Here is a 17382-nt window from a genome sequence, read left to right on the forward strand (position 1 = left end):
CCAGCAGCCGGGCGCTTCTCCCATTCCTTTCATTGCGGTATGGCGATTAACGTATGCCTTCATTTTTTATGATGATCATCAGAGGCATAGCCCGCATTGTTTTATAAACACCATTTATAATTCACCATAAATAGATTGCCAGGCAAACGTTTACCTCACTCCTCTTGCCGTGATTTATCGGTCCAAACTCTTATTCTTCGCCAGAATTCACTAAAAACCTTGATTTTTATAGTCAAACCTCCGTATCTTGCGCCCCAATCTTTCCGGCCTTATATCGTTAATGGTAGCCTTCGCGCCCGGAAATTCGTTATGACGTTTTTTTAATAGATTAATGGTCCAAATTTATCCATGTAAGAAGCGGATTATTGCATTTGAGATCGGGATCACTGATAGATTCATCACTTAAATGTATCTTTCCGCCCGAAAATTATTACGGCGAAAAATTATATAAAAAGCGTCCCTAAGCAGATTTCATTTTACGATCAGGTCTTTTTTCATTGGATTAGACCAGCAACCTGATTTTTAGCATCCTCCAGGAGAAATAGATGGAAACCACTCAGACCAGCACTATTGCTTCGATTGACTCTCGAAGCGCATGGCGCAAAACGGATACCATGTGGATGCTGGGCCTTTACGGCACGGCAATCGGCGCGGGCGTTCTGTTCCTGCCGATCAACGCAGGCGTCGGCGGCATGATTCCGCTCATCATCATGGCGATTCTCGCTTTCCCGATGACCTTTTTCGCACACCGTGGTTTAACCCGCTTCGTGCTGTCCGGTAAAAACCCGGGTGAAGACATCACTGAAGTCGTTGAGGAACACTTCGGTATCGGCGCAGGTAAACTGATTACCCTGCTCTACTTCTTCGCGATTTACCCCATCCTGCTGGTTTACAGCGTGGCGATTACTAATACCGTGGAAAGCTTCCTGACCCACCAGTTAGCGATTAATCCGCCGCCGCGGGCGATTCTTTCCCTGATCCTGATTGTTGGCATGATGACCATCGTGCGCTTCGGCGAGCAAATGATCGTTAAGGCGATGAGTATCCTGGTATTCCCGTTCGTCGCTGCGCTGATGCTGCTGGCCTTGTACCTGATCCCGCAGTGGAACGGCGCGGCGCTGGAAACGCTGTCCTTTGATTCCGCCGCGTCTACCGGTAACGGTCTGTGGATGACGCTGTGGCTGGCGATTCCGGTGATGGTTTTCTCTTTCAACCACTCCCCGATCATCTCCTCCTTCGCGGTTGCGAAGCGTGAAGAGTACGGTGAAGGCGCTGAGAAGAAATGTTCTAAAATTCTGGCCTTCGCCCACATCATGATGGTGCTGACCGTGATGTTCTTCGTCTTCAGCTGCGTGCTGAGCCTGACGCCGGCAGATCTGGCGGCGGCAAAAGAGCAGAACATCTCTATTCTGTCTTACCTGGCGAACCACTTTAACGCGCCGATCATCGCCTGGATGGCGCCGATTATTGCGATGATTGCTATCACCAAATCCTTCCTCGGCCACTACCTGGGCGCGCGTGAAGGCTTTAACGGTATGGTGATTAAATCGCTGCGTGGTAAAGGTAAATCCATCGAAATCAACAAACTGAATAAAATTACCGCGCTGTTCATGCTGGTCACCACCTGGATTGTGGCGACGCTGAACCCCAGCATCCTGGGCATGATTGAAACCCTGGGCGGCCCGATCATCGCGATGATTCTGTTCCTGATGCCGATGTATGCCATCCAGAAAGTACCGGCAATGCGTAAGTACAGCGGTCATATCAGCAACGTATTCGTTGTGATTATGGGCCTGATTGCCATCTCCGCTATTTTCTACTCACTGTTCAGCTAAGTCCTTTAGCGCCGCTTACCGCGGCGCTTCTCTATGATACAACCGCAATGGATGCCCTATGATTAGCGTATTCGATATTTTTAAAATCGGCATTGGCCCTTCCAGTTCTCACACCGTCGGACCAATGAAAGCAGGCAAGCAGTTCACGGACGATCTGATTGCCCGCCATATCCTTACAGATGTCACCCGCGTCGTGGTGGATGTCTACGGCTCTCTGTCATTGACGGGTAAAGGCCACCACACTGATATCGCCATTATTATGGGCCTGGCGGGGAATCTGCCGGACACCGTCGATATCGACGCCATTCCGTCCTTTATCCAGGATGTGAACACCCATGGGCGTTTACTACTGGCCAATGGGCAGCATGAAGTCGAATTTCCGGTCGATAAATGCATGAATTTCCACGCCGACAACCTGTCTCTGCATGAAAACGGGATGCGTATTACCGCGCTGGCGGGCGATAAGGTGCTCTACAGCCAAACCTACTACTCCATTGGCGGCGGCTTTATCGTCGATGAAGAGCACTTTGGTTTGACGAATAGCGAACCTGTTAACGTGCCGTACCCTTACAAAACCGCCGCGGATTTACAGCGTCACTGCCAGGAGACGGGTCTGTCGCTCTCCGGTCTGATGATGCAAAACGAACTGGCCCTGCACAGTAAAGAAGCGCTGGAGCAGCACTTCGCCAGGGTCTGGGAGGTAATGCGCAGCGGTATTGAGCGCGGTATCACCACCGAGGGCGTATTGCCGGGCAAACTGCGCGTTCCGCGTCGCGCGGCGGCGCTGCGTCGGGTGCTGGTCAGTCAGGATAAGACCACCACCGATCCGATGGCGGTCGTCGACTGGATCAATATGTTCGCGCTGGCGGTGAACGAAGAGAATGCCGCAGGCGGACGAGTAGTCACTGCGCCGACTAACGGCGCATGTGGTATTGTTCCGGCGGTGCTGGCGTACTATGACAAGTTTATCCGCGAAGTAAATGCTAACTCACTTGCTCGCTATATGCTGGTCGCCAGCGCGATTGGCTCGCTGTATAAGATGAACGCCTCTATTTCCGGCGCCGAAGTGGGTTGTCAAGGAGAGGTCGGCGTGGCCTGTTCCATGGCGGCAGCGGGTCTGGCCGAGCTGCTGGGCGGTAGTCCGGCGCAGGTGTGTATCGCCGCAGAAATCGCCATGGAGCATAATCTGGGGTTAACTTGCGATCCGGTTGCCGGTCAGGTCCAGGTTCCCTGCATTGAGCGTAACGCGATTGCTTCAGTCAAAGCGGTCAACGCCGCGCGTATGGCGCTGCGCCGTACCAGCGAACCACGCGTATGCCTCGATAAAGTGATTGAGACCATGTACGAAACCGGTAAAGACATGAACGCTAAGTACCGCGAAACTTCGCGCGGCGGCCTGGCGATGAAGATCGTTACCTGCGATTAATTCTCAGCACATTTTAGGATCTGTAGGCCGGATAAGGCGCTCGCCGCCATCCGGCTTTTGTTGCCTGATGTCGCTTCGCTTATCAGGCCTACGGATAGCGCTATTTCGCAATGCTCGCCTCCCCCCGCCGTGAATGTTACCCTACGCGCAGGTTTGTAAGGGAGAACACCGTGGCTGCTCATCTGCTTATCGTCGACGCGCTCAATTTGATTCGCCGTATTCACGCCGTTCAGGGATCGCCCTGTGTGGAAACCTGCCAACACGCGCTCGATCAATTGATTATCCACAGCCAGCCAACCCATGCCGTAGCGGTATTTGATGACGACGCGCGCAGCAGCGGCTGGCGTCATCAGCGTTTGCCGGACTACAAAGCAGGACGTCCGCCGATGCCTGACGATTTACATAATGAAATGCCCGCCCTACGCGCCGCGTTTGAACAGCGCGGCGTACGCTGTTGGGCATCAGATGGTAATGAAGCTGACGATCTGGCGGCGACGCTGGCGCTAAAAGTTACCGAAGCCGGACACCAGGCAACCATTGTGTCAACCGATAAAGGCTATTGCCAGTTGCTCTCTCCGGGATTGCGCATTCGCGACTACTTCCAGAAACGCTGGCTGGACGCGCCGTTTATTGAAAAAGAGTTTGGCGTACTTCCCCGACAGTTGCCGGATTACTGGGGTCTGGCAGGAATCAGCAGTTCGAAAGTCCCCGGCGTTGCCGGCATCGGCCCCAAAAGCGCGACCCAGCTGTTGATTCAGTTTCAAAATCTGGAGGGAATTTACGCCCATCTGGACGAGGTGCCGAAAAAGTGGCGCAAAAAGCTTGAGACGCATAAAGAAATGGCATTTCTCTGCCGCGATATTGCACGTCTGCAAACCGATTTACATATTGACGGAAACTTACAGCAGCTACGGCTGGCGCGGTAGTTTTGTTGCCGGATGGCGGCGTGAACGCCTTATCCTGCCTACAGGACTGCACGAAATGTAGAGCGGATAAGCGCAGCGCCATCCGGCAAAATTACCAGGCGATATGATACAATTCGACAATGTCCGCCAGACTCGCTTCACGCGGATTGCCGCCCGTACAGACATCATCGAACGCCGCCTGCGCCAGCGCCGGGATATCCTCTTTTCGAACGCCGACATCACGCAAATGCAGCGGAATTCCCACATCGCGATTTAACGCAAATACGGCTTCCACTGCGGCATTACGCGCCTCTTCAAGACTCAATCCTTCTACCTTCACCCCCATCGCCCGGGCGATATCACGGAATTTCTCGTTGGTAGACCCGGCATTGAAACGCATCACATGCGGAAGCAAAATAGCATTCGCGACGCCGTGCGGCGTGTTGTAAAACGCGCCCAACGGATGCGCCATCCCATGCACCAGTCCCAGCCCCACATTGGAAAACCCCATCCCGGCAACGTATTGCCCCAGCGCCATCGCCTCACCAGCCTCTTTTTCTCCGGCTACGGCGCCGCGTAGCGCGCCAGCAATAATCTCAATGGCTTTGATATGTAATGCATCCGTCAGCGCCCATGCGGCCCGGGTAATATAGCCTTCAATAGCATGGGTTAGCGCATCCACGCCCGTTGCCGCTTTCAGCGCGGGCGGCATACCGTCCATCATATCGGCATCGATAAATGCCGCCTGCGGAATATCATGTGGATCGACACAAACGAATTTGCGCCGTTTCTCTTCATCGGTAATCACATAATTGATAGTGACTTCCGCCGCGGTTCCCGCCGTTGTCGGGATCGCCATAATCGGCACGCTGGGTTTACGGGTCGGCGATAGCCCTTCCAGACTGCGCACATCGGCAAATTCCGGATTGTTACTGATAATACCGATCGCTTTGCAGGTATCCTGCGGAGAACCGCCGCCAATGGCGATGAGATAGTCCGCGCCGCTTTGGGTAAAGACCTTAAGCCCTTCCTGGACAACGGAAATCGTAGGATTAGGGATCACGCCCGCATAGATTTCCCACGCCAGCCCTGCGGCATCCATTCTGCTTGTCACTTTATCGACCACACCGCATTGCACCAGCGTTTTATCCGTAACAATCAGCGCTTTATGATAACCGCGGCGCGTCACCTCATCGGTTAATGCGTCCACCGCTCCCCGGCCAAACCATGCCGTTTCATTCAGAATCATTCTGTTCGCCATCGCCTGTCTCCTGACATCACTCTTCAATACGTAATCCGTAAGTTTTAAATTTCTCCAGTACGATAGCGATCGCCTCGTCATCCAGTACCGGTACCGGATCGACAATGGCCAGCGTACTTAAATAGAGCTGCGCCAGCACTTCCACTTCATGCGCCAGCCACAACGCTTTGTCTAAATTTTCTTCACAAGCGATAAGCCCGTGATGCTGTAACAGTGTCGCTTTACGATTTTTAAGCGCCACGGCAACATAGTCAGAAAGTTCGCGGGTGCCAAAAGTGGCGTAGGGCGCGCAGGGAATAGAGTTTCCCCCTGCGGCGGCAATCATGTAGTGAATTGCCGGAATCGGGCGATTCAGGATCGAGACTGCCGTACAATGGACAGCGTGGTTATGTACCACGGCATTGGCGTCAGGGCGCGTCTGGTATGCCGCCATATGAAAACGCCACTCGCTGGAAGGCAGTTTGCCCTGCTCATGCTGACCGTCTGCATCAATAAAGACAATGTGCGACTCTGTCAGCTTCTCGTAGGGGATCCCCGTCGGCGTAATCAGCATTCCGCCCTGATAACGTACGCTCACGTTACCTGCCGTCCCCTGATTTAACCCTAACCGCGTCATTTCCAGACAGGTATCAATAATCTGCCGCGCCAGTCTATTTCGTTCCATTATTTACCTCTCTCTGTGATTCAAAATGAGACAACAAAACCGCCTTTCGCATCGCACTGCTGTCCTGTTGAAATAATCGAATAGTTAGCAACTATCATCATACTGAATAAAGAGAAGGGAATTTAAATAACGATATTTTGTGATTCACATCAATTAATTCGCCACGATAAACCAGACGACTACCGTTTCTCTCGCCGATAAATGCCCGCTCTTAATAATATTTTTTTAAACGGGCAAAAATGAAGAATAAGTTACTACTGCCCGTTTTCGTGGCAATAATTTAATTCGGGCATTCAGTCTGTGGTTTTTTAAATTAAACATCTCAAACGGTCATTTTTTTATGAAAATTAAAGTGATGATAATCACAGAACGCTCTGCTCTCAGGTATAAATGTGACCGCCATCATATTAAAAGGCCTTTTTTATTTGAAAATGAATCCATGAGTTCATTCCGGACGCCAATTTATTACCGGTAAGAAAAGCGAACTCACCTAATTTTACGGTCTGGTGACCAGAACCGACCGCACGCAAAAGCTTCTGAACCGATGAGGATGCTATGGGAAACACAACAATACAAACGCAGAGTTTTCGTGCTGTGGATGCAGAGCAAAGCAAGAGCAAGCGCTACATTATTCCATTCGCCTTACTTTGCTCGCTATTTTTTCTGTGGGCCGTCGCCAATAATCTGAATGACATTTTACTACCGCAGTTTCAACAAGCTTTTACGCTAACTAACTTTCAGGCCGGACTTATTCAGTCAGCCTTTTATTTCGGTTATTTCGTCATTCCAATTCCTGCTGGGATTTTGATGAAAAAACTCAGTTATAAAGCAGGAATTATCACCGGGCTTTTTTTGTATGCTGTTGGCGCCGCATTATTCTGGCCTGCCGCCGAGATAATGAATTACACATTATTTTTAATTGGCCTGTTTATCATCGCCGCCGGTTTAGGCTGTCTTGAAACTGCAGCCAACCCTTTTGTTACGGTATTAGGTCCAGAAAGCGGCGGACATTTCCGGCTTAATCTGGCGCAAACTTTTAACTCCTTTGGCGCTATTATCGCCGTTGTGTTTGGGCAAAGCCTTATTTTGTCTAACGTGCCGCATCAATCGCAAGAAGCGCTTGATAAAATGACGCCGGATCAGCTTAGCGCCTATAAACACAGCCTGGTGTTATCGGTACAAACGCCATACATGATTATCGTCGCCATCGTATTAGTAGTTGCGCTGCTGATTATGCTGACCAAATTTCCGGCCCTGCAAAGTGACGATCATAGCGATGCTAAACAAAGCTCTTTCTTATCTTCTCTCTCCCGACTCATCCGTATCCGCCACTGGCGCTGGGCGGTGCTGGCGCAGTTCTGCTACGTGGGGGCGCAAACCGCCTGCTGGAGCTATCTGATCCGCTACGCCATTGAGGAGATCCCTGGAATGACGCCCGGTTTCGCCGCCAATTACCTGACCGGCACGATGGTGTGCTTCTTTATCGGCCGTTTCACCGGGACCTGGCTTATCAGCCGCTTCGCGCCGCATAAAGTGCTGGCCGCCTACGCCCTGTTTGCCATGCTCCTGTGTCTGATTTCCGCCTTTAGCGGCGGACATATCGGCCTGCTGGCGCTGACGTTGTGTAGCGCATTTATGTCAATCCAGTACCCGACCATCTTCTCGCTGGGTATCAAAAATCTGGGACAGGACACTAAGTACGGCTCGTCTTTTATCGTCATGACCATCATTGGCGGCGGTATTGTCACGCCAGTAATGGGCTTCGTTAGCGACGCCGCAGGCAAAATCCCGACCGCCGAACTGGTTCCGGCATTGTGCTTTGCCGTCATCTTCATTTTTGCCCGTTTCCGTTCACAAGCGGCGACAAACTGAACATTTATCCGAATAACGTGAGGAATCTGTCATGAAAAAAATCAGCTTACCGAAAATCGGTATCCGCCCGGTGATTGATGGACGTCGTATGGGCGTACGCGAGTCGCTCGAAGAGCAAACCATGAACATGGCGAAAGCGACGGCGGCGCTCATCACCGAGAAAATCCGCCACGCCTGCGGGGCACAGGTGGAGTGCGTCATTGCGGATACCTGTATTGCCGGAATGGCGGAATCCGCCGCCTGTGAAGAAAAATTCAGTAGCCAGAACGTGGGCGTGACCATTACCGTTACGCCGTGCTGGTGCTATGGCAGCGAAACCATTGATATGGACCCGATGCGTCCGAAAGCCATCTGGGGCTTTAACGGCACAGAGCGTCCTGGGGCGGTTTACCTTGCCGCGGCGCTGGCGGCGCACAGCCAGAAAGGCATTCCGGCGTTCTCCATTTATGGCCATGACGTGCAGGATGCCGACGATACCTCCATTCCCGCCGACGTCGAAGAAAAACTGCTGCGTTTTGCGCGGGCAGGGTTAGCGGTTGCCAGTATGAAAGGCAAAAGCTACCTCTCCGTCGGCGGCGTGTCGATGGGGATCGCGGGTTCCATTGTCGATCATAACTTCTTCGAATCCTGGCTGGGCATGAAGGTGCAAGCGGTAGATATGACCGAACTGCGCCGCCGTATCGATCAAAAAATTTATGATGAGGCCGAACTGGAGATGGCGCTGGCGTGGGCGGATAAAAACTTCCGCTACGGCGAAGATCAGAATGCCTCGCAGTATAAGCGCAATGAAGCCCAGAACCGCGCGGTGCTAAAAGAGAGCCTGCTGATGGCGATGTGTATTCGCGATATGATGCAGGGCAACAAGACGCTGGCGGACAAAGGGTTAGTTGAAGAATCGCTGGGCTACAACGCCATTGCCGCCGGCTTCCAGGGCCAGCGCCACTGGACCGATCAATACCCGAACGGCGATACCGCCGAAGCGCTGCTCAATAGCTCTTTTGACTGGAACGGCGTACGCGAACCGTTTGTCGTCGCCACCGAAAATGACAGTCTGAACGGCGTAGCGATGCTGTTTGGCCATCAACTCACTGGTACCGCGCAGATATTCGCCGACGTACGAACCTACTGGTCGCCGGAAGCCGTAGAACGCGTCACCGGCCAGGCGCTCAGCGGCCTGGCGGAACACGGCATTATTCACCTGATTAACTCCGGTTCTGCCGCTCTGGACGGTGCCTGTAAACAGCGCGACAGCGAAGGCAAGCCGACCATGAAACCACACTGGGAAATCAGCCAACAAGAGGCGGATGCGTGTCTGGCGGCCACTGAATGGTGCCCGGCGATTCACGAATACTTCCGCGGCGGCGGCTACTCATCCCGTTTCCTGACCGAAGGCGGCGTGCCATTCACCATGACCCGCGTGAATATCATCAAAGGCCTGGGACCAGTACTGCAAATCGCCGAGGGCTGGAGCGTCGAACTGCCGAAAGCGATGCACGATCAGCTTGATGCCCGCACCAACTCTACCTGGCCTACCACCTGGTTTGCGCCGCGTCTTACCGGCAAAGGCCCGTTTACCGATGTCTATTCGGTGATGGCGAACTGGGGCGCTAACCACGGCGTACTCACCATCGGCCATGTAGGGGCGGACTTTATTACTCTCGCCGCGATGCTGCGTATCCCGGTATGTATGCACAACGTGGAGGAGGCGAAGATCTACCGTCCTTCCGCCTGGGCGGCTCACGGTATGGATATCGAAGGCCAGGATTATCGCGCCTGCCAAAATTATGGCCCGCTGTATAAACGTTAATGCGGCTTAGCCCGGTGGCGCAGGCTTACCGGGCCTACGGGCGCGTGAACCGTAGGCCGGATAAGCGTAGCGCCATCGGGCGGCGTTTATGGAGTTATCTATGAAACAAGACGTTATCCTGGTTCTCGACTGCGGTGCGACTAACGTTCGGGCGATCGCCGTTGATCGCCAGGGGAAAATTGTCGCCCGCGCCTCAACCGCTAACGCCAGCGACATTGCCGCAGAAAATAGCACCTGGCATCAGTGGTCGCTGGACGCCATCCTGCAACGTTTCGCCGATTGTTGCAGGTCACTTTCCAGCGCCCTGTCGGAGTGTGTTGTTCGCGGTATTACGGTGACTACGTTCGGCGTCGATGGCGCGCTGGTCGATGCGCAGGGCGAGCTGCTCTACCCGGTCATCAGTTGGAAATGCCCGCGAACCGCTGCCGTGATGGAAACGATTGGGCGCTTTATCTCGCCCCGGCAATTGCAGACGCTCTCCGGCGTCGGCGCGTTCAGCTTTAACACGCTGTACAAACTGGTCTGGCTTAAAGAGAATCATCCGCGCCTGCTGGAACAAGCTCACTGCTGGCTGTTTATCTCGTCGCTGATTAACCACCGTCTGACCGGCGAGTTTACGACCGATATCACTATGGCAGGCACCAGCCAGCTACTGGATATCCATCAGCGCGACTTTAGTCCGGAAATCCTGCAGGCGACGGGCCTGGCGCGACGCCTGTTCCCGCGTATCGTGGAAGCGGGCGCCCCGATAGGCACGCTACAGACAGACGCGGCCAGGCTACTCGGTCTCCCGGCGGGTGTGCCGGTGATCTCTGCCGGACACGATACTCAGTTTGCGTTATTCGGCGCTGGCGCGCAGCAAGGTGAACCAGTGCTCTCCTCCGGAACATGGGAGATTCTGATGGTGCGCAGCGGTCAGGTGGATACCTCGCTGCTCAGTCAGTATCCGGGCTCGACCTGTGAACTGGACAGTCAGTCGGGGCTTTATAACCCCGGAATGCAGTGGCTGGCCTCCGGCGTACTCGAATGGGTACGAAAACTGCTGTGGACGCCGGAAACGCCATGGCAAACGCTGATCGACGAAGCGCGCGCTATTCCCGCTGGCGCGGAAGGCGTGCGGATGCAGTGCGATCTGCTCGCCTGCCAAAATGCAGGCTGGCAGGGCGTGACGCTCAATACCACCCGCGGCCATTTCTATCGCGCCGCGCTGGAAGGCCTGACGGCGCAACTTCAGCGTAATCTGCGCACGCTGGAGAAAATCGGCCATTTTAACGCCACAGAACTGTTACTGGTTGGCGGCGGCAGTCGCAACGCTTTGTGGAATCAAATTAAAGCGAATCAACTTGATATCCCTATCAAAGTGCTGGACGACGCGGAAACCACCGTGGCCGGCGCTGCCATGTTTGGCTGGTACGGCGTAGGCGAATTTAGTAGCCCGGAGCAGGCGCGCGCGCAGGTCAATTATCAGTATCGCTATTTCTGGCCGCAAACCGAACCCGAAATTATTGAGGGAGTATGAAATGCTAAAAACCATTTCACCGTTAATTTCCCCGACACTGCTCAAAGTGCTGGCCGAGATGGGCCACGGGGACGAAATCATTTTTTCCGACGCTCACTTTCCCGCGCATAGCCTGGGCCCGCAGGTGATTCGCGCCGATGGTCTTAGCGTCAGCGATCTACTGCGGGCAATTATTCCGCTCTTTGAGCTGGATAGCTACGCCCCTCCGCTGGTGATGATGGCCGCCGTGGAAGGCGACACGCTCGATCCCAGCGTTGAAGCGCGCTATCGCGATGCCTTGTCATTAGAAGCGCCGTGCCCGGATATCGTTCGTATCGACCGCTATGCGTTTTATGAGCGGGCGCAAAAAGCGTTTGCGATCGTTATCACAGGTGAGTGCGCGAAGTACGGAAATATTCTTTTAAAAAAAGGGGTAACGCCGTAATCTCTTGCCGGTGCGCCCGCATGACGCGGGCGTTCATCGAATGATGGGGTGAGAAAAATGAAAGCGGCACGCCAACAAGCGATAGTCGATCTGCTGATCAATCATAAAAGTCTGACCACCGAAGCGCTGGCCACCCGGCTTAACGTCAGTAAAGAGACCATCCGCCGCGATCTCAGTGAACTACAGACGCAGGGAAAAGTGCTGCGTAATCACGGACGAGCTAAATATATTCATCGTGAAAATCAGGACAGCGGCGATCCATTCCATATCCGCCTGAAAAGCCATTATGCGCATAAAGCCGATATTGCCCGTGAAGCGTTAGCGTGGATAGAAGAAGGAATGACGATTGCGCTGGATGCCAGTTCAACCTGCTGGTATCTGGCCCGCCAGTTGCCGGATATTCCCATTCAGGTTTTTACCAATAGCCATCCTATCTGTCAGGAGCTGGGAAAACGCGAACGCATTGCGCTGATAAGTTCCGGCGGCCAGCTTGAACGTAAATATGGCTGTTACGTTAATCCGTCGCTTATCTCACAGCTAAAATCGCTTGATATCGATCTGTTCATCTTTTCCTGCGAGGGGATCGACGGCGGCGGCGATCTGTGGGACTCAAATGCGATCAACGCCGATTTTAAATCTATCCTGCTCAGGCGCGCCTCGCAGTCTTTGCTATTGATTGATAAAAGTAAATTTAATCGTTCAGGAGAGGCGCGCATCGGCCATCTGGATGACGTGACGCATATTGTTTCAGATGCGCCGCAGTCATAGGCCGGATAAGCGTGCGCCATCCGGCGCTGATGACGCGCCGGATGACGGCAGCGCGTTTTTATCGCTCGTCGCGACGTCCGCCAACAGCCGCCCACAACCGACGCACGTGCACCGTCACTTCTTCGCGATCGTGATAAAGCTGACGCGCCTGGATCTGCGCATTAACGCCATGCTCATCCAACTGCGCCTGAAGATACGCCAGGTTATGCGATACCTCTTCATAGCGTTTTTTCATCGGCAGTTTAAGGTTAAAAATCGTCTCCCGACACCAGCCGTTCACCAGCCACTGCGCCATTAACGCGGTGACTTTGGCCGGCTTCTCCACCATATCGCAGACCATCCATGAAATATTATTCCGGTTCGGACGGTACCTGAAGCCATCCTCACGCAACCAGGTCACCTGTCCGGTGTCCATCAGGCTTTGCGCCATCGGGCCGTTATCTACGGAGTAGACCCACATATTGCGCTTCACTAACTGGTACGTCCATCCGCCGGGACAGGCGCCCAAATCCACCGCATACATGCCGTTCGCCAGACGTTCATCCCACTCATCTTCCGGGATGAAAACGTGGAGCGCCTCTTCCAGTTTCAGCGTTGAGCGGCTCGGCGCATCAGACGGAAACTTCAAACGCGGGATGCCCATATAAAACGGTGAATTGTTATGTGCGAGCGAATAACCGGTATAGCAGCATCCTGGCGCGATAAAAAAGACATGAACGACCGGACGCTTCGGCGTTTCATAATTCGTCAATACGCCCGCATCACGCAAAGCCGCGCGCAGCGGCACCGTAAATTTGCGGCAGAACTTCATCAGTTCTTTACTTTCATTGGTGTCGGCGACTTCAACCCGCAGCTCGCCACCCTTTTCCACTACGCCCTGCAACATGCCGACAATCGGCGTAATTCTGTCTTCCGGCGGTAAATGTTGCAGCAGTTCACCCACCACAAACCACTGGCGGGCGAAAATCAGCGAACTGAACGGCAGTTCTGAAATCAGCTTTTCGCCATCTTCCGGCTGGTAGCATTCATAAATGACATAGCCTGCGTTCTCTTTTACGCGTGCAAAACCAAATATTTCCCGTTTTCCCGCTTTATCGGTAATTTCTGCAGCGCACTCTTTTTCAAACCCCGGACGGCAGAGCAATACAACTTTATTCATGGCTCGCGCCCTTACGTTTCATACGAATGGCGCCAATCAGCAATAGCGCCCAGCCCACCAGGAAACTGACGCCGCCGACAGGCGTGATATACGCCCACAGGCGCAGATGCGAAAGCGCAAGGCAGTACAGGCTGCCGCTAAACAGCACCGTGCCCAGCGCCAGAAAAACGCTGCTCCAGTAAAACCAGATGCTGATACGGCGCTGCATCGCCACCGCCAGGCCAAAGATCGCCAGCGTATGGAACGCCTGATATTGCAGGCCGGTCTGAATCCAGCCCATTTCAACCACGCCCAGGGTTTTACTCAAAACATGCGCCCCGAACGCGCCCAGAGCAACGTAAATAAAACCGCTGATAGCGGCGACAATCAGCATAAAACGGCTGGTCATGGTCATACCCTAAGTTAATTATTGTTCGTAACGAAAACGGAATTTTTCTTGCTCCGTCGCCGCCTTCGCCAAAATCCACTGACGGAAGGCGGCTATTTTACCCAGTTCTGCCTGGCTGTCATGACAAACCAGATAAAAAGCATTCTTACTCACCAGAACATCGTTAAATGGACACACCAGTCGCCCGGCTTCAATTTCCGACTGCGCCATAACATTATTCGCCAGCGCGATCCCCTGTCCGTGAATAGCGGCCTGTAGCACCATCGCGCTGTGGCTAAATATCGGCCCTTGCTGAACGTTAATATGGTTGAGTCCTAACTGACGAGTGTAGGCCTGCCAGTCACGCCGGGAAGCATCGTGCAATAACGTGTGTTTCGCCAGATCTTCCGGCGTTTTTAACGGTTTTTCGCCTGTGAGCAATAAAGGAGAACAGACGGGCAGTAAATATTCTGCGTATAATTTTTCGACGCGCAAGCCCGGCCAGTTTCCCCGGCCATAAAAAATCGCGACATCGACATCGTCTGCCAGTTTATCTTCCTGACGGTCAACGGCTTGTATCCGAACGTCAATTCCCGGATAAGCTGAGTTAAAGCTGGAGAGTCTGGGCACCAGCCACTGGATGGCAAAACTGGGCGGTAAACTCACCGTCAGCGCCCCTTTGGCACTGCGCGCCTGGAGCTTACGCGTTGCTTCCGTGAGCTGGGAAAATATCTCTTTAATGTCGAGAAAATAGCTTTGGCCTTCTTCCGTCAGCAGCAGCGAACGATTGCGGCGGCGGAACAGTTTTAGCCCCAAAAAATCCTCAAGTGACTTAATTTGGTGGCTTACTGCGGCCTGCGTCACAAAAAGTTCTTCCGCTGCTCGCGTAAAGCTCAAATGGCGCGCGGCAGCATCAAAAACGCGTAACGCATTTAAAGGAGGTAATCGTTTTGACATGGCCTCTGGACTTAATGTCGAATGAATTTAACAAATAGGTAACAATATGTAACCTATTAGTTTTTTTAATCTGAGACATTATAAATTGTCCGTTGAGGTTCTACCAGCAAATACCTATAGTGGCGGCACTTCCTGAGCCGGAACGAAAAGTTTTATCGGAATGCGTGTTCTGATGGGCTTTTGGCTTACGGTTGTGATGTTGTGTTGTTGTGTTTGCAATTGGTCTGCGATTCAGACCACGGTAGCGAGACTACCCTTTTTCACTTCCTGTACATTTACCCTGTCTGTCCATAGTGATTAATGTAGCACCGCCATATTGCGGTGCTTTTTTTTGTATAACAAACGGTTAGTTTTCCAGAGCCACCATCTCTTTCACGTCAGTACGATTGATCTGCTGTTTGTTGCCATTAGCGTCTTTATACGAAATCATACCGGTATCGTTATCGGTCTGGGGTTTACCGTCGGTCACAATGCTACGTCCATCATTGGTGTGCATAACGTAATTAGGACCGGAACAGGCGCTCAGGGCAAAAGTCAGCATACATGCAGAGATAATTGCGGCAGTCTTTTTCATCTTCTTCTCCTTAAAGCTGTTTGTGCTATTTAAAGCGGACTCCGTAACAGGCTTAAACATTCGCCTAACATTATTCAGCATAACCTCCTTTACATAATTCGCCAGGATATACAGACGATTCCGATGGTTAGGACAAACCTTGTATCAGCCGCGCTTTTACGCCACGATCGGTAAACTGAACCGAGGAATATCATGAACGCTTTTAATCCCACGCAGTTTCGCGCGCAGTTTCCCGCGCTAGCCGATGCGGGTGTTTATCTCGATAGCGCCGCCACGGCATTAAAGCCACAGGCAGTCATTGACGCCACGCACCAGTTTTATTGTTTGAGCGCCGGTAACGTTCATCGTAGCCAGTTTGCGCAGGCGCAGCGCTTGACGGCGCAATATGAAGCGGCCAGAGCAAAAGCAGCGCGGCTGTTAAACGCGCCCGATGAAAAAAGTATCGTCTGGACACGCGGCACCACCGAAGCGATCAACATGGTGGCGCAGTGTTACGCCCGTCCTCGTCTGCGCCCCGGCGATGAAATTATCGTTAGCGTCGCCGAGCATCACGCCAACCTTGTGCCCTGGCTGATGGTGGCGCAACAAACCGGCGCGCAGGTCATAAAACTGCCGCTTAATGACCGGCGTCTTCCTGATGTTGAGCGTCTGCCGGAACTGATCACGTCGCGCAGCCGGATTCTGGCGCTGGGGCAAATGTCGAACGTAACGGGCGGCTGCCCGGATCTCGCAAGCGCTATCAGCGCCGCTCACGCAGCGGGAATGGTCGTGATGGTAGATGGCGCGCAAGGCGCGGTACACTTCCCGGCGGATGTTCAGCAGCTTGATATCGATTTTTATGCTTTTTCCGCTCACAAACTGTATGGCCCGACCGGTATCGGCGTGCTGTACGGTAAGCCGGAGCTTCTTGAGGCGATGTCGCCCTGGCTCGGCGGCGGCAAGATGATCCGTGACGTTAGCTTTGAAGGCTTCACCACTCAAAGCGCTCCCTGGAAACTGGAAGCGGGGACGCCGAACGTCGCCGGGGTCATCGGCCTGAGCTCTGCGCTGGAATGGCTGTCCGATATCGATATTGAACAGGCCGAAAACTGGAGCCGGGGGCTGGCAACGCTGGCGGAAGACGCACTGGCGAAACGTCCGGGCTTTCGTTCGTTCCGCTGCCAGGACTCCAGCCTGCTGGCCTTTGATTTTGTCGGCGTGCACCACGGCGATATGGTGACACTGCTGGCGGAATACGGTATTGCGCTCCGGGCCGGGCAACATTGCGCCCAGCCATTGCTGGCGGAACTTGGCGTCACAGGGACTCTGCGCGCCTCTTTTGCGCCGTATAATACCCAACATGATGTGGATGCGTTGGTTAACGCCGTTGACCGCGCGCTGGAACTGCTGGTGGATTAATGACAAACCCTCTTTATACCGGACACCCGTTCGGCACAACGGTAACGGAAGAGACGTTACGCGCTATCTTTCTCCCGCTGACCCAGTGGGAGGATAAATATCGTCAGTTGATTCTGTTAGGAAAACAGCTCCCCGCTCTGCCGGATGAATGCAAAGCGCAGGCGAAAGAGATAGCCGGCTGCGAGAACCGCGTCTGGCTGGGCTTTACCCGATCAGATAACGGAATGATGCACTTTTTCGGCGACAGTGAGGGGCGGATTGTCCGCGGCCTGCTGGCGGTATTGCTCACCGCAGTGGAAGGAAAAAACGCCGCCGAATTACAGGCTCGTTCACCGCTGGCGCTGTTTGATGAGCTGGGTTTACGCGCCCAGCTTAGCGCCTCACGCAGTCAGGGGCTGAACGCGCTGAGCGAAGCGATTGTTGCCGCAACGCATAAGGGTTGAAAT

16 protein-coding genes are annotated in these 17382 nt (G+C 53.5%); 10 read left to right on the forward strand and 6 right to left on the reverse strand.

Annotated elements, in window-relative coordinates; all coding sequences use genetic code 11:
- Positions 1–545: 545 nt before the first annotated feature.
- The 3 genes from sdaC (at position 546) to xni (ending at position 4187) form a co-directional block, all read left to right on the forward strand.
- On the forward strand, positions 546–1835 hold the full coding sequence (sdaC, locus tag ACLJRE_RS01315; protein ID WP_000450462.1) for an HAAAP family serine/threonine permease SdaC: 1290 nt from the start codon (positions 546–548) through the stop codon (positions 1833–1835).
- A gap of 58 nt (positions 1836–1893) precedes the next feature.
- Complete coding sequence (gene sdaB / locus ACLJRE_RS01320) at positions 1894–3261, forward strand: L-serine ammonia-lyase II (protein WP_000626384.1); 1368 nt, start codon at positions 1894–1896, stop codon at positions 3259–3261.
- A 170-nt stretch (positions 3262–3431) separates the two neighbouring features.
- Complete coding sequence (gene xni / locus ACLJRE_RS01325) at positions 3432–4187, forward strand: flap endonuclease Xni (protein ID WP_023207775.1); 756 nt, start codon at positions 3432–3434, stop codon at positions 4185–4187.
- Positions 4188–4278: 91 nt separating this feature from the next.
- Here the strand turns inward: xni and fucO are convergent, their stop codons facing one another.
- Both fucO and fucA read right to left on the reverse strand, forming a co-directional pair.
- On the reverse strand, positions 4279–5427 hold the full coding sequence (gene fucO, locus ACLJRE_RS01330; RefSeq protein WP_000013562.1) for a lactaldehyde reductase: 1149 nt from the start codon (positions 5425–5427) through the stop codon (positions 4279–4281).
- Between the two features lie 16 nt (positions 5428–5443).
- A complete protein-coding gene (gene fucA / locus ACLJRE_RS01335; protein ID WP_000440831.1) occupies positions 5444–6091 on the reverse strand; it encodes an L-fuculose-phosphate aldolase in 648 nt (215 codons plus the stop codon).
- A 555-nt stretch (positions 6092–6646) separates the two neighbouring features.
- Here fucA and fucP point away from each other — a divergent pair.
- The 5 genes from fucP (at position 6647) to fucR (ending at position 12481) form a co-directional block, all read left to right on the forward strand.
- A complete protein-coding gene (gene fucP / locus ACLJRE_RS01340) occupies positions 6647–7963 on the forward strand; it encodes an L-fucose:H+ symporter permease (RefSeq protein ID WP_000528622.1) in 1317 nt (438 codons plus the stop codon).
- A 31-nt stretch (positions 7964–7994) separates the two neighbouring features.
- A complete protein-coding gene (gene fucI, locus ACLJRE_RS01345) occupies positions 7995–9770 on the forward strand; it encodes an L-fucose isomerase (RefSeq protein ID WP_000724126.1) in 1776 nt (591 codons plus the stop codon).
- 100 nt (positions 9771–9870) lie between these two features.
- Positions 9871–11289, forward strand: coding sequence for an L-fuculokinase (fucK, locus tag ACLJRE_RS01350; protein WP_023207777.1), 1419 nt, complete (start codon positions 9871–9873; stop codon positions 11287–11289).
- Between the two features lies 1 nt (position 11290).
- Entirely contained in the window at positions 11291–11713 is a 423-nt protein-coding gene (fucU, locus tag ACLJRE_RS01355) for an L-fucose mutarotase (RefSeq protein WP_000920848.1), read from the forward strand.
- A 57-nt stretch (positions 11714–11770) separates the two neighbouring features.
- Positions 11771–12481 (forward strand): L-fucose operon activator, encoded by a 711-nt coding sequence (gene fucR, locus ACLJRE_RS01360; protein WP_000642330.1) that lies wholly within the window; start codon positions 11771–11773, stop codon positions 12479–12481.
- A gap of 58 nt (positions 12482–12539) precedes the next feature.
- Here fucR and rlmM read toward each other — a convergent pair whose 3' ends face one another.
- The 4 genes from rlmM to ACLJRE_RS01380 form a co-directional block, all read right to left on the reverse strand.
- Complete coding sequence (gene rlmM / locus ACLJRE_RS01365; RefSeq protein WP_001045497.1) at positions 12540–13640, reverse strand: 23S rRNA (cytidine(2498)-2'-O)-methyltransferase RlmM; 1101 nt, start codon at positions 13638–13640, stop codon at positions 12540–12542.
- Positions 13633–14028, reverse strand: a complete 396-nt coding sequence (locus ACLJRE_RS01370; RefSeq protein WP_000203913.1) for a DUF423 domain-containing protein — start codon at positions 14026–14028, stop codon at positions 13633–13635. Before ACLJRE_RS01370 ends, rlmM begins: the two co-directional genes overlap by 8 nt.
- Before the next feature lie 18 nt (positions 14029–14046).
- Positions 14047–14964 (reverse strand): glycine cleavage system transcriptional regulator GcvA, encoded by a 918-nt coding sequence (gene gcvA / locus ACLJRE_RS01375; protein WP_000044409.1) that lies wholly within the window; start codon positions 14962–14964, stop codon positions 14047–14049.
- A 346-nt stretch (positions 14965–15310) separates the two neighbouring features.
- Complete coding sequence (locus ACLJRE_RS01380; RefSeq protein WP_000750393.1) at positions 15311–15538, reverse strand: YgdI/YgdR family lipoprotein; 228 nt, start codon at positions 15536–15538, stop codon at positions 15311–15313.
- Between the two features lie 192 nt (positions 15539–15730).
- Between ACLJRE_RS01380 and csdA the strand changes: the two genes are divergently transcribed.
- Both csdA and csdE read left to right on the forward strand, forming a co-directional pair.
- A complete protein-coding gene (gene csdA / locus ACLJRE_RS01385; RefSeq protein ID WP_023212731.1) occupies positions 15731–16936 on the forward strand; it encodes a cysteine desulfurase CsdA in 1206 nt (401 codons plus the stop codon).
- Positions 16936–17379: a cysteine desulfurase sulfur acceptor subunit CsdE gene (gene csdE, locus ACLJRE_RS01390; protein ID WP_000184197.1), complete on the forward strand. Its 444-nt coding sequence runs from the start codon at positions 16936–16938 to the stop codon at positions 17377–17379. The genes csdA and csdE overlap by 1 nt, the downstream gene beginning before the upstream one ends.
- Positions 17380–17382: the final 3 nt, after the last annotated feature.

The organism is Salmonella sp. SAL04157 (genome assembly GCF_046551635.1).
GTDB classification, from domain to species: domain Bacteria; phylum Pseudomonadota; class Gammaproteobacteria; order Enterobacterales; family Enterobacteriaceae; genus Salmonella; species Salmonella enterica.